Source organism: Nonomuraea sp. NPDC049480, assembly GCF_044465905.1.
Taxonomy (GTDB): Bacteria; Actinomycetota; Actinomycetes; order Streptosporangiales; family Streptosporangiaceae; genus Nonomuraea.
In genome coordinates, this window is sequence record NZ_JBITMD010000011.1 from 339,930 (window position 1) to 353,087 (window position 13,158).

The 13,158-nt window shown below is 70.9% G+C and carries 12 protein-coding genes; 3 read left to right on the forward strand and 9 right to left on the reverse strand.

The features are described from left to right. Positions 1–206: 206 nt before the first annotated feature. The 3 genes from ACIBX3_RS31010 to ACIBX3_RS31020 all read left to right on the forward strand — a co-directional run bounded on the left by ACIBX3_RS31010 (position 207) and on the right by ACIBX3_RS31020 (position 3,290). Entirely contained in the window at positions 207–1,469 is a 1,263-nt protein-coding gene (locus ACIBX3_RS31010) for an ABC transporter substrate-binding protein (RefSeq protein ID WP_397123098.1), read from the forward strand. A gap of 82 nt (positions 1,470–1,551) precedes the next feature. Then, positions 1,552–2,433, forward strand: a complete 882-nt coding sequence (locus ACIBX3_RS31015; RefSeq protein ID WP_397123099.1) for a carbohydrate ABC transporter permease — start codon at positions 1,552–1,554, stop codon at positions 2,431–2,433. 5 nt (positions 2,434–2,438) lie between these two features. Continuing rightward, positions 2,439–3,290, forward strand: a complete 852-nt coding sequence (locus ACIBX3_RS31020) for a carbohydrate ABC transporter permease (protein WP_397123160.1) — start codon at positions 2,439–2,441, stop codon at positions 3,288–3,290. Here ACIBX3_RS31020 and ACIBX3_RS31025 read toward each other — a convergent pair. From ACIBX3_RS31025 to ACIBX3_RS31065, 9 genes are all read right to left on the reverse strand, one after another. Further along, positions 3,280–4,299 (reverse strand): 2-hydroxyacid dehydrogenase, encoded by a 1,020-nt coding sequence (locus ACIBX3_RS31025; RefSeq protein ID WP_397123100.1) that lies wholly within the window; start codon positions 4,297–4,299, stop codon positions 3,280–3,282. The genes ACIBX3_RS31020 and ACIBX3_RS31025 overlap by 11 nt on opposite strands. Further along, positions 4,296–4,937 (reverse strand): histidine phosphatase family protein, encoded by a 642-nt coding sequence (locus ACIBX3_RS31030; protein ID WP_397123101.1) that lies wholly within the window; start codon positions 4,935–4,937, stop codon positions 4,296–4,298. The genes ACIBX3_RS31025 and ACIBX3_RS31030 overlap by 4 nt, the downstream gene beginning before the upstream one ends. Beyond that, positions 4,934–6,433 (reverse strand): FGGY-family carbohydrate kinase, encoded by a 1,500-nt coding sequence (locus tag ACIBX3_RS31035; RefSeq protein ID WP_397123102.1) that lies wholly within the window; start codon positions 6,431–6,433, stop codon positions 4,934–4,936. Before ACIBX3_RS31035 ends, ACIBX3_RS31030 begins: the two co-directional genes overlap by 4 nt. Further along, a complete protein-coding gene (locus ACIBX3_RS31040) occupies positions 6,430–7,905 on the reverse strand; it encodes an FGGY family carbohydrate kinase (protein WP_397123103.1) in 1,476 nt (491 codons plus the stop codon). Before ACIBX3_RS31040 ends, ACIBX3_RS31035 begins: the two co-directional genes overlap by 4 nt. Then, positions 7,905–9,137 carry a sugar ABC transporter permease gene (locus tag ACIBX3_RS31045; RefSeq protein ID WP_397123104.1) on the reverse strand — a complete coding sequence of 411 codons (1,233 nt, stop codon included), beginning with the start codon at positions 9,135–9,137 and terminating at the stop codon, positions 7,905–7,907. Before ACIBX3_RS31045 ends, ACIBX3_RS31040 begins: the two co-directional genes overlap by 1 nt. Continuing rightward, complete coding sequence (locus tag ACIBX3_RS31050) at positions 9,134–9,895, reverse strand: ATP-binding cassette domain-containing protein (protein ID WP_397123105.1); 762 nt, start codon at positions 9,893–9,895, stop codon at positions 9,134–9,136. The genes ACIBX3_RS31045 and ACIBX3_RS31050 overlap by 4 nt, the downstream gene beginning before the upstream one ends. Further along, entirely contained in the window at positions 9,895–10,944 is a 1,050-nt protein-coding gene (locus ACIBX3_RS31055; protein ID WP_397123106.1) for a sugar ABC transporter substrate-binding protein, read from the reverse strand. The genes ACIBX3_RS31050 and ACIBX3_RS31055 overlap by 1 nt, the downstream gene beginning before the upstream one ends. A gap of 185 nt (positions 10,945–11,129) precedes the next feature. Further along, a complete protein-coding gene (locus ACIBX3_RS31060; protein WP_397123107.1) occupies positions 11,130–12,098 on the reverse strand; it encodes a sugar-binding transcriptional regulator in 969 nt (322 codons plus the stop codon). A 71-nt stretch (positions 12,099–12,169) separates the two neighbouring features. Further along, positions 12,170–13,144, reverse strand: a complete 975-nt coding sequence (locus ACIBX3_RS31065; RefSeq protein ID WP_397123108.1) for a DUF5937 family protein — start codon at positions 13,142–13,144, stop codon at positions 12,170–12,172. Positions 13,145–13,158: the final 14 nt, after the last annotated feature.

Consider the following 13,158-nt stretch of genomic DNA (forward strand, 5'->3'; position numbering starts at 1 on the left):
CATGAGCGGCGAGTCCGACGCGGAGGAGCTCACCCGGCGGCGGGTGTTGGAGCGTCTGTCGAATATGCGGAGCTGTTACCGACTATCTCTTGACGATCAAGAGCGGGAAGTGAATCGTTGACAACGTTGTCAAATCACCTACTTCGGGGGGACTTTCGAAGGGATGGTGTGCGATGCGACGGTGGTTAGCGACCGTTTCGATCACGATGGTGAGCGTATTGGGCCTGGCCGCCTGTGGTGGCGGTGGCGGCGGGCAGGCGACCCAGTCGCCCGCGGCGGGCGGCGGCGGTAAACAGCAGGTCGAGGTCTTCTCCTGGTGGACGGGCCCCGGTGAGGCCGACGGCCTGGCGGAGATGCGGAAGATCTTCGAGCAGCAGAATCCGAACTACTCCTTCTTCGACGCCGCGGTCGCGGGCGGCTCCGGCGACAAGGCCAAGGCGCTGCTGCAGTCGAAGCTCCAGGCGAGCCAGCCGCCCGACACGTTCCAGGGACACGCGGGCGCGGAGCTGCAGGGCTACATCAAGGCGGGCAACCTGGAGGACCTGACCTTCCTCTATGACGAGCTGAAGCTGAAGGACGTCTTCCCCGCGCAGCTCGTCGAGCAGATCAGCGTGGACGGCAAGATCTACTCGGTGCCGGTGAACATCCACCGGTCCAACGTGCTGTGGTTCAACCCGGCCGTGCTCAAGGACGCGGGCGTGGCGGCGGCGCCGAAGACGATCGACGAGTTCGTCGCGGCCCTGGAGAAGGTCAAGGCCAAGGGCAAGATCCCGCTGTCCATCGGGTCGGAGTGGACGGTCACCCATCTGCTGGAGAGCGTGCTGCTGGGCTCGCTCGGCACCGACGCGTACAACGCGCTGTTCAAGCCGGGCGCGAACTGGAACAGCCCCGAGGTGACCAAGGCGCTGGAGAGCTTCGCCAAGATCATGTCGTACGCGGGAGACCCGCAGGACGACTGGCAGCCCGCGGCCAAGCAGGTGGCCGACGGCGAGGCCGCGTTCAACGTCATGGGCGACTGGGCGTACGGCTACTTCCACAACCCGCCGGAGGGCGGCCTGGGCAAGAAGTCGAAGGCGGACTTCGACTGGGCGCCGGCGCCCGGCACCGAGGGCACGTATCTGTGGCTGTCCGACAGCTTCACCCTCCCCAAGGGCGCGAAGAACCGCGAAGGGGCCGTCGCCTGGCTCAAGGTCGCGGCCAGCAAGGAGGGGCAGGACGCCTTCAACCCCAAGAAGGGCTCCATCCCCGCCCGCAAGGACGCCGACCAGTCGCTCTACACCGACTACCTGGCCGACGCGCTGATGGACTGGTCGGGCAACAAGCTCGCCGGCTCCATACAGCACGGCGTCGCGGTGAACCAGCCGTGGCTGGCCGCGATCACCGAGCAGGTCGGCCTGTTCATCGGCAGCAAGGACGTCAAGGCCCTGCAGCAGGGGCTGGCCGACGCGGCCACGGCCAACGCTCAGTGACTCATTCGTCAACGAGGGGAGCGGAGCTCCCGAGCAAATAAGCGGGGTGCGGCTCCGGCCGCACCCCTGGGAGGCAACGGTTGTGAGGCGGGCACGCGCGTGGCTGCCCGGGCTTCTCCTCGTCACCCCGTCGATCGTCGCGATCGGCGTCTTCGTGTACGGCATGCTGGGCTGGAACTTCCAGCTCGCCATGACCGACAAGCACGACGAGGTGTCCGAGGGCGAGTTCGTGGGACTGCGGAACTTCATCGACATCTGGGACCAGCCCCGATGGCACCTCTCGGTGAACCACACGATCGTGTTCACGGTCGTGTTCGTGCTGGGGGCGCTGCTGCTCGGGTGGCTGCTGGCGTTCCTCATGGAGAAGGGGATCAAGGGCGAGGGGACGTTCCGGGCGATCTACCTCTTCCCGATGGCCATCTCGTTCGTCGCCACCGGAATCGTGTGGCGGTGGCTGATGAACTCGGGGACGGGGGAGCGTGCGGTCGGGCTCAACCGGCTGTTCGACTGGCTCGGGCTGCCGCAGTGGCAGTGGTTCAGGGACCAGGACTGGGGGATGGCCGCGATGGCTCTCCCCGCGATCTGGCAGATGTCCGGATATGTCATGGCGTTGTTCCTGGCGGGCTTCCGGGGCGTGCCCGAGGAACTGCGTGAGGCCGCGCGGGTGGACGGCTGCACCGAGTGGGGCGTCTACCGGCACGTGGTGCTGCCCATGCTACGGCCGGTGACCCTGTCGGCGCTGATCATCCTGGGGCACATCTCGCTCAAGGTCTTCGACCTGATCGTGGCGGTGTCGGGCAAGCAGATCATCACCGACGTGCCGGCCGTGTTCATGTGGGTGGCGGTGTTCGACTCCAACGACCCGGCCAAGGGGGCCACGATCGCGTCGTACATCGTGCTGAGTGTGGCGATCTTCGTGATCCCGTACCTGATCTGGTCCGTGCGTAAGGAGCGGCGGTCGTGACGGCGGTGGCGGGGCGCCGGGCGAAGGGGTTCGCCTGGGCGCGGTTCGGCGTTCTGATCGTCTTCGTGGTGATCTTCCTGATCCCGATCTACGTGCTGCTCGTCACCAGCTTCAAGCCGCTCACCGAGGCGGATCCGGGCCAGGCCTGGAACCTGCCGCGGACGTGGACGGTCGAGGCGTGGCGGGTGGCCTGGGAGAAGCTCGCTCCCGGGCTGTGGAACAGCGTGCTGCTGGCCGTGCCGGGGTCGTTGCTGTCGTGCGCGCTGGGGTCCATGAACGGCTACGTGCTGTCCAAGTGGCGCTTTCCCGGGGCCGACGTGTTGTTCACGCTGTTCCTGTTCGGCATGTTCATCCCGTACCAGGGAGTGATGATCCCGCTGGTGCAGCTGCTGGTGTGGATGAACGAGGTGACCGGGCTCCAGGGCGTCTTCTACGGCGGCATCCCCGGGCTGGTGCTGGCCCACGTCGTGTACGGCATCCCGATCTGCACGCTGATCTTCCGCAACTACTACGTGACGATCCCCGACGAGCTGATCGAGGCGTCGCGGGTGGACGGAGCGGGACTGCTGCGGACGTACTGGTCGATCGTGCTGCCGGTGTCCGGGCCCGCGATCGCGGTGGTCATCATCTGGCAGTTCACCTCGCTGTGGAACGACTTCCTGTTCGCCGTCTTCTTGACCGGGCCGACGAGCTGGCCGACGACCGTGATGCTGAACAACATCGCGGGCGCGCAGGCCACCCCGTACAGCCAGCAGATGGCGGCGGCGATCCTGGCGTCGATCCCGACGATGGTGATCTACGTCGTGCTGGGCCGGTTCTTCATGCGTGGGCTCATGGCCGGGGCGCTCAAGGGGTAGCCCTTTGAGGAGTGGCAGGGTGGGCGAGTGGCTCGCCGCGTACGTAGCGGGCCACGTCCGCGGCCACGATCGCGGCCGCCTTCATCGCCGTCTCCTTGCTGGCCCCGGCCAGGTGCGGGGTCATCACCAGGTTCGGCGTCGCGAGCAGGCGCGAGCCCGGCGGGATCGGCTCCTCCGGGAAGACGTCCATCGCGGCGCCGAACAGGTGGCCGGAGTCCAGCGCGTCGCACAGGGCGTCGTAGTCGAGCAGCGCGCCGCGGGCGCAGTTGACCAGGACCGAGCCGCGGGGCATGGCGGCGATCTCGGCCGCGCCGATCATGCCGGCGGTCTCCGGGGTCGCGCGGGCGTGCAGGGACATGAACCGGGAGCGGCGCAACAGCTCATCCAGCTCGACGTTCTCCGGCACGTCCACGTACGGGTCGTGGACGAGCACCTCGGCGCCGAAGCCCGCCAGCATGCGAGCCACGCGGCGGCCGATCGCGCCGTACCCGACCAGGCCGACCGTGCTGTCCCCCAGCTCGGGGCCGACGTTGTCGTAGGTGTAGTAGTCGCCCCGCCACACGCCCCCGGCGAGGTCGGCGTGCGTCTGGGGGATGCGGCGGGTGGCGGCCAGCAGCATCGCCAGGGTGTGCTCGGCGGTGGCCACCGCGTTGCGCCCGGGCGCGTACGTCACCGCGACGCCCGCCTGCGCGGCCGCCTCCAGGTTGGCGTTCACCGGGCCGCCCCGGCTGACGCAGAAGAGCCGCAGGTCGGGAGAGGCGTCCAGGACGCGCTTGGTCAAAGGGGCCATCTGGGTCACGCAGACCTCGACACCGCGCAGCGCCTCGATCAGCTCGTCCTCCACGTCCGACGCCTCGTCCACCTCGCCCACGCGGCCGAACGGCTCCACCGGCCACGGCAGCGTCAGCTCGCGGATGTCCACCTCGCCGGGCACCTCGCGCTTGAGCGCGTCGACGAACAGGCGGTTCTGGACGAAATGGTCGCCTGCGGCAAGGACTCGGATGGTCAACGAACGGCTCCAATCGGGGAGTTGTACTGCAGCATCGCGGCCCGCCCGGCCGCGCCGAGCTCCGGCAGGCGCAGCTCGGTCAGCGCGCAGTTGTCCAGGCGAGGGAACAGCCGCCGGTACTCGCCGGGCGGCACCCCGATCAGCCGGCACAGGGCCAGCCTGATGGCCGTCGTGTGGGCCACTACGAGCACGCGCCCGCCTCCCCGCCCGTCCCTCCTGTGCGCGGCCGCGATGTCGTGCAGCGCCGTCACGAACCGGTCCGCGGCCGCGTGCGGGTCCTCGCCCCCCGGCAAGGGGTGTCGCGCGGGGTCGGCCTCGAAGGCGGCGCGGGCCTCGGGGAAGCGGGCCTTCATCTCGGCCGAGGTCAGGCCCTCTCCCTCGCCGAAGTCCAGCTCCCGGAGACGGGCGTCGGTGCGGAGGACCAGGCCCGCCTTGGCGGCGGCGGCCTCGGCGGTGATCACGGCCCGGCTGAGCGTGGAGGCCCAGACCGCGTCCAGGCTCGCCGTCGCGGCCCATTCGGCCAGCTGGGCGGCCTGGGCGTGGCCACGCGGGGTCAGTTCGACGTCGCTGACGCCGGCGTAGCGGTTCTCGGCGTGCCAGACGGTCTCGCCGTGGCGGACGAGCACGAGGTCGGTCATCGGGTGGTCCTCTCCCGGGCGTGGTTCGCGACTCTTCCTGGAAGCCACCCGCGCCGTTCCAGCTCTCCGACGAAGCGCAGGTACGGCTCACGCAGGTCGGCGCCCGACGGCTCGACGACCGCGCGGGTCCGGATCATCCGGCTCGGGTCGCCGCCCGCCAGGACGGCCATGCCGAGCGCGGGCTCGGCGTTCTCCCGCAGCGTCACGGGACGTCCCAGGACGTCTGCTCTGAGCTGGGTCCAGTAGGCGCTCTTCGTGGCGCCGCCGGTCAGGACGATCTCGCCGTCCATGGGGGCGCCGAGCAGGCCGAGGTAGTCGAAGCAGAGGCGCTCGACGAACGCCGCGCCCAGCAGGATCGCCACGTAGCGCTCGACGTCGTCGGACGGCTCGCCGAGGGTGAAGGTCTCGGCGTCCGGAGCGTCGAACGGAAAGCGCTCCCCGCGCGAGACGAGCGGGTAGGTGACGGCGGGGGGCAGGAGCGCCGGAAGGTGTCCGGCCTGGGCGCGCAGCCGGCCCTCGCCGAGCGCCGGCCACCCCCCGTAGCGCCCCTCGGCCCGCACGCTCAGCAGGCCGAGGTCCCGGCCGGGCAGGTCGCGCGTCAGCACGCCCGCACCCGTACTGGACGCGCCGCCCGGCAGCCACGAGCCGTCCGGGGCGCGGTGGGAGTAGACGACGCCGAGCGGGTCGTGGAGCAGCTCCTTCGTCACGCCCTTCAGCACCAGTGTCGTGCCCAGCACCGAGTTCCAGCTCCCCACCCGCTGCGCGCCCGCGCCGAGCTGGGCCGCGCAGCCGTCCGTGGTGCCGGCGATCACGGGCGTGCCCGCGGGGATGCCGGTCTGCCTGTGCGCGTCCTCGCAGACCACGCCCAGTCGCGTGCCGGGACGTACCACGCCGGGGAGGACTTCGGCGGGCACCAGGTCCAGCACCTCGACCGGCCAGCGCTCCTCGATCAGGTCCACGCCCGTCTTGAGCGCGTTGCTGAGGTCGGTGGCCACCTCGTGCCCGACCAGCCGCCGGTTCACGAAGTCGCTCTGATGCGCCAGCCGGACCCCGGCCGGAGCGCCGCGGAGCAGCCACAGCAGCTTCGGCAGCGCCCAGTTGGGCTGCATGCGCCGGTAGCCGAGGCGTTCCCACGCGGCCGCGCCCGCCTCGTTGGCCCGCTCGGCGCCGGCGCGCCGGTCGTCGTACATGAGCGCCGGGGTCAGCGGGCGGCCGTGGGCGTCGGTGAGCAGGATCGTTCCAGAGGTCGCGGCCACGGCCACGCCCGCGACCCGCGACGGCGGCACGTCCCGCAGCGCCTCCCGGGTGGCGGCGGCCAGCGCGCGCCACCACTCCTCGGGGTCCTGCTCGTGGCGGGGCCCGTCGCGGTGGGCGGCCAGCGGGCGACCGGCCGCGCCGAGCACCTCACCGTCCTCGCCGACGGCCATCGCGCGCACGCTCTGCGTCCCGAGATCGATGCCGATCCACACGCTGTGTTCGATTGTTCGCCCACTCATGTACGGCTCCGCATCTCACCCAGCAAAGGCCACGAAACCGCGCTGGTCCCGCGGAGCGTCAGGAAGTCGTCGAACAGCCGCGCGTACAGCGACTGCCGGTCCGGGCCGGGCTCCACCGCGTCGCGCAGCCGCACGTGTCCGGTCGCCGCGGCGGCGATGGACGGCGCGGCACCCGTGGCGGCCAGCCCCACCAGGTACGCGCCTCGCGCTCCCACCTCGGCGTCGGCCGGCCGGCGTACGGGCAGCCCGGTCACGTCGGCGATCAGCCCGAGCCAGGCGGCGCTGGCCGACCCGCCGCCGCACACCCGCAGCTCCGTCGGCGCCGCGCCGGTGGCGACCAGGCAGTCCTTGATCACCATCGTCAGCCCTTCGAGCACCGCCCGCGCGACGTGCTCACGGCCGTGTTCGAACGACATGCCCAGCATCGCGCCCCGTGCCAGAGGGTCGGAGAACGGCGCCCGCTCACCGGCCGGCGACAGGTAGGGCAGGAACGCCAGCCCGTCCGCCCCCGGCGCGCTCCGTCCGGCCAGCTCGCCCAGTTCGGCCGGATCGCGCAGCCCCAGCAGGCGGCACGTCCACTGCACCACCTCCGTGCCCGCGAACGTGGGAAAGGCCCGCAGGTAGCCGCCGGGCATGGCGATCGTGATGCCGATCGGCTCGCCCTCCAGGGCGGGGGACTCGACGACGACCTCGGTGCACAGCGTGGTCCCGAGGATGCCGCACGCCTGCCCGGCCGTGACCGCGCCCGCCCCCAGCGCCGTCGTCACGATGTCGTACGGGGCCATCACGACCGGCGTCCCGGCAGGCAGGCCGAGCGCTTCGGCGGCGTCCGGGATCAGCTCGGCGACGTGGCGGGAGCGGACAGGGGGCAGCAGCCGCTCGGCCCACTCCAGGCCGAACATGGACATGAGCCCGGGGGAGTAGGCCCGCGCCCGCAGGTCCATGAACGGCGCGGAGGCGTCGGACTCGTCGGCCACCGGCTCCCCGGTCATCTTCGCGAAGATCCATCCGCCGCAGGTCAGCATGGTGGCCGACCGGTCGAGCCGCTCCGGGTCGTGCTCGCGCAGCCAGCTCAGGATCGCGTGCGGCAGTCCCGACGCCGCCGCGGACCCGTTGACGCGGAATGCCTCGGCGGCCAGGCCCTCCCGGGTCCAGGAGTCCACGGCCGCCGCCGCGCGCGCGTCGTTCCAGAGGATGGCCGGCCCGGTCGGCTCGCCGGCCGCGCCGACCAGCCAGCAGCCGTCGCCCTGGGCCGTCACCGCCACGAAGTCGACCCGATCGGCCGGGGCCGCGACCTCGCGCACCGTGGCCGCGACCGCGTCCCAGACCGCGCCCATGTCCTGCTCGGCGTGGCCGGGCGCGGGCCTGGACACCACGGTCTCCCGCCGCGCGACGGCCGACTCGGCGCCCGCGGCGTCGTACACGACCGCCTTGATGACCGTGGTTCCCGCGTCCACGCAGATGATCGCCATCACGCCCTGCCGTGGGAGGTCCTCGACCGCCGCGACACGGAGTCGACGATCACCGCGAGCAGCAGCACGGCCCCGGTGACCACGAACCTGATCGAGGAGTCCAGGTTGAGCAGCGTCAGCCCGCTGGAGATCGACTGGATCACGATGATGCCGAGCAGCGCGCCGAACGCCGTGCCGCGCCCGCCGAACAGGCTCGTCCCGCCGATCACGGCCGCCGCGATCGCGTTGAGGTTGACGTCGCCCGACCCGCTGCTCTGGTTGGCGGCCGCGAGCCGGGCCGCGGCCAGGATGCCGCCGACCGCCGCGAACGTCGAGCACAGCACGAACACCGAGGTGTAGATCGCCTTGACGTTGATGCCGGCCCGGCGCGCCGCCTCGACGTTGCCGCCCACGGCGTAGACCGCCCGGCCCCACTTCGTCCGCGACAGCAGGTAGTGCATGATCAGCACCAGCGCCACGAAGAAGACGAACATCCAGCCCACGCCGCGCGTCTGGCCGAGGTACCAGACCACGAACGCCAGCACCGCCAGCAGCGCCGCGCTCCGCACGGCCAGCGCGGACACGCTCCTGGCCGACAACCCGGCCCGGCGCCGCTCCCTCGCGTGCAGGTGGCCGCTGGCGAACAGCCAGACCGCGGCGATCACGGCGAACGTGTACGACAGCCAGGCCGGCACGAAGTCCAGTTGCGCGAAGTTCACCAGACCGGAGTCGAACGGCAGGTTGATCGAGCCCTTGGTGCCCAGCACGTACAGCTGCAACCCGAGGAACGCCAGCAGCCCGGCCAGCGTGATCACGAAGCTCGGCACGCCGAACCTGTTGAACAGCTGCCCGTACACCCACCCGATCGCCGCACCCATGATCACCGAGGCCGCGACGGCCAGCCAGACCGGCAGCCCTTCGCTCACGAACAGCACGGCCAGCACCGCGCCCGACAGCCCGCTGACCGAGCCGACGGACAGGTCGATCTGCCCCACGAGCAGCACGCACACGATGCCGAGCGCGATGACGCCGACGGCGGCGGATTCGAGGGTGAGGTTCACCAGGTTCGCGCTGGACAGGAAGATCGGGTTGAGGATCTGCAGGACCGTCCAGATGACCACCAGGCCCACCACGACCGGGATCACGCCCAGGTCGCCGCCGCGGGCGCGCTCGATCACGTCGGCGAGCGCGCCGCGCAGCCCGTCACGGTCCTGGAGCCGCTCGTCCTCCCGGTCCGTTGTGAGTGTGCTCACGAGGGAATTCCTCTCTGCGCACGCCGGGACACCACGTTGTCGGTGGCGCCGGTGATGGCGGCGATGATGTCCTCCGTCGAGACCGCGTCCACGTCGAACACTCCGTTGTTGCGGCCCAGCCGCAGCACCGCGACCTTGTCGGCGACGGCCTTCACGTCCGCCATGCTGTGGCTGATCATGATGACGCCCAGGCTGTTCTCGCGGAGCCGCTCGACCAGGTTGAGCACCTCGGCCGTCTGTGCCACGCCGAGCGCGGCGGTGGGCTCGTCGAGGATGATGACCTTCGGGTCGCCCAGCAGCGACCTGGCGATGGCGACCGTCTGCCGCTGGCCGCCGGACAGCGCCGCGACCGGCACCCGCACGCTCGGGATCTTGGCCGAGAGCTGACGGAGCAGTTCCCACGAGCGGGTCTCCATGGCCACGTCGTTCAGCCGCAGCGGGCGGATCTCCTGGCCGAGGAACAGGTTCTGGATGACGTTGAGGTTCTCACACAGCGCCAGGTCCTGGAAGACCGTGGCGATGCCGAGCCTGTGCGCGGCGGCCGGGGTCGGGATCTCGACCTCGCGGTCCTCGAACGTGATCGTGCCCGAGTCGGGCGGGTGCACGCCCGACAGGATCTTGACCAGCGTCGACTTGCCCGCGCCGTTGTCGCCGACGACGGCGACGACCTGGCCGGCGGCCACGTCGAGGCCGACGTCGGTGAGCGCGGCGACGGCTCCGAATGTCTTGCTGATCCCGCGTAGCGAGAGGACGGTCATCACTTGATCCCGAGGTCGGCGCAGCCCTTGGCGTACTCGCCGGTGCAGACGTCGGCGGCCTTCATGATGCCGCTGTCGAACAGCACCTCCTTGATGTTCTCCTTGGTCACGACCGTGGGGACGAACAGCTCGGACGGCGTGTTGTACAGCGTGGTCTTGCCGGCCGGCTTCTTGCCCTGCATGAAGTCCCACGCCACGTTCGCCGAGGCCTCGGCCACGATCTTGATGGGCTTGGAGATCGTGTTGTACTGGTCGCCGTTGATGATGCGCTGCGCGGCGGCCACCTCGGCGTCGTTGCCGGTGACCGGCGGGACCGTCACGCCCGCGGCCTTGAAGGCGGCGATCGAGCCGCCGCCGGTGCCGTCGTTGGCCGCGACCACGCCCACGATCTGGTCCTTGAACTGCGTGATCTGGCCGCTCACCCACGTCTGGGCCTTCTCCGGCTGCCAGTCGGGGGTGTCGTACTCGGCCAGCAGCTTGAAGCCGCTCGGGTCGACCGCGCTGTGGATGCCCTTCTTGATCAGCCCGGCCGCCGCGTCCGTCGGGGAGCCGTTGACCTGGAGGATCCCGCCCTTGGCGTTCTCCTTCTTCAGATGGTCGACCAGGGACTGGGCGATCATCGCGCCGATCTTCTCGTTGTCGAACGAGATGTAGTAGTCGGCGGGCGTGGCCGGGATGGGCCGGTCGTAGGCGATGATCGGCACCTGCTGCGACTGTGCCGACTTGACGATGGTGGCCGCGGCGGCGGAGTCGACCGGGTCGAGCACGATGGCCTTGACGCCCTGGGCGAGCGCGGAGTTGGCCTGCTGCTGCTGCTTGGCGGCGTCGGAGTCGGCGTTCTGGTAGATGACCTCACAGCTCGGGCAGAGCTGCTTCATCCTGGCTTCGAACAGCGGCTTGTCCTGCAGCTCGTACCGGGTGGAGGCGAGGTCGGGCATGAGGAAGGCGACCTTGGCGTTCTCGAGGTTGCCGCCGCCGCTGGAGCTCTCGCTGGTGGAGCCGGCGCCTGAGCCGCACGCGGCCAGCACCGAGCCTGCGAGGACTGCCACTGCGGCGATTGCGGAGGTCCGCATCTGAGCTCTGTTCACGGGTTCGTTCCTCACTCGCTACGTCCTCGCGGACGAATTCATCACGCTCGCTGCCCCCGAGACATGGGCATGCCCTCACAGGAGGGCACGTCCTGTGGTGCGGCTCACGTTACCCCGCGTGCGGAAACTTTGTCCAGAAAAAATGTTCAGAGCTGGCGGGCGGCGGCGACCAGGCCTTCCGCGGTCGGCGTGTCGGTGACGAGCTGGTTGAAGTAGCCGCCCTTCGCGCCCGCGACGATCGACAGCACCTTCTCGGCGCCCACCGCGACCGCGATCACGGAGGGGATGCGGCCCAGCTCCTCCGGCTTGGCGGCCACCAGCCGCTCGCTGCCCGGATAGGTCACCGGGGCGCCGTCGCGGTCGTACACGCGCATGCACACGTCGCCCACGGCCTGGCGCAGGCTGTCGGCGTCGCGCGGCATGAGGGCGGGCATCATCTGCCGCGTCAGGGGCGGCGAGCCGACGCCGACGATCGCGCACTTGGCGTGCGCCCACAGGTCCATGACCTTGCGTACGGACGGCTCGTGCTGCAGCGAGTAGAACAGCTCGGGCCCGGGCAGGGCGGGGGCGTAGAGGTAGGCGGGCACGCCGCCGACGCGTTCGGCCAGGATGCGGGTGGTCTCGTTGGTCTGGAACCAGGGCTGCGGCTCCTCCTGTCCGCCGACCGCGGGCGCGATCGTGACGCCGGGGAACTGGCCGAGCCCTTCGCGGGCGCACTCGTAGACCGTGGTGCCGGACGACACGAGCACGACGTCGCCGGACTCCAGGCCCGCGGCGGCCAGCGCGCGCGCCACGCCGGGCGCCAGCCACGGGCCCAATGCCGGACCGCTGACCTTGGGGACCAGGTAGACGCGCCGCAGCCCGAGCGCCTGGGCCACCTCGTCGGCCAGCGGGCCCTCCTCCAGCGTCGCCGGCCGGTGCACCTTGATCTCGACGATGCCCTGCCTGCGGGCCTCGGTGAGCAGCCGGCTCACGGTCGCCCTGGAGACGCCGAGCCGCTTGGCGATGTCACCCTGGGTGGCGTCCTCCATGTAGTACTGCTGCGCCGCCGCGTACATCAGCTCATGCGGGAACCTGCCCTGCTGCGCGTCGGGGGCGACGTCGGCGGCATCCATGCGCGTGCTCCTGGATTCGGTGAACAGATTTGCAGAACTGATGCGCAACCACTATAGCTTTCGAGAGAAGGCTAGCCGTTGATCAAGGCGTCGCCGAGGGGTGTGCGGGCGTACAGGACGCCGCGGCCGATGCGGGTGCCGGTGATCAGGCCCGTCCTGCGCAGTGCGGCCACGTGCCCGCCCGTGGTGCCGACGCTCTGCCGGAGCAGGGCCGCGAGCTGCGTGGTCGTGGCGGGCTCGGCCAGCTCGGCGAGGATGCGGGCGCGGCTGCGGCCGATCAGCAGCGACAGGTCGGCGTCCGGCGCCGGAGGGGCGGCCGCGGTGCCCCTGGCGGGGTAGATCATCGCGTACGGCCACGCCTCCTCCAGATAGACGGCGATGCTGCTCATGAACGCCGACGGCAGGAACAGCAGGCCCCTGTCGCCGAGCCGGAGGGGTCCGCTGACCGAGCGCAGCCCGACCTCGATGCGCCCGCCACGCCGCCAGTGGACGTGCGGGCTGAGGTCGTCGAGCGCCGCCGCCCAGCCGTAGGCCGCCAGCCGTCCCGCCCGCTGCGCCACGTCCCGCTGAAGGATCGCGCGGAAGCGCGGCCAGTCGTGGGAGAGGATCTCCTTCCAGAGCGCCTCGTAGGCGTCCGCCAGTTGCTCGACCACGTGCGGGCCCAGCAACAGCTCGCGGACCCAGGCGGTCGCGGGCGGGCGGGTGGCCAGCACCCTGGTGATCTCCCCGTGCGCCTGTTCCAGCGGTGTCGTGCGCATGGCGGCGAGTTCGGCCTCGAACGACACGTCCACCGCCGTGGGCGGGGGCGCGACGAAGTCGACGTTCGCGCTGCCCGTGTTGCCGCTGATCGCCGCGGCCGCCCGGAGGGCGGGGTGCTCGCGCACGAGCTTCTGGTACGTCTTCCGCCACCGTCCCGCCCACGTGCCGTGCACGCCTGCCTGGGCCCGGCCCGCGAGCACCCACTGGGCGTGCATGGTCTCGATCAGGGGCGAGATGGCGAACCTGCTGGCCACCAGGTCCTGCGGAGTGACCTCGATGCTCAGCACCTTTCGGTTATATC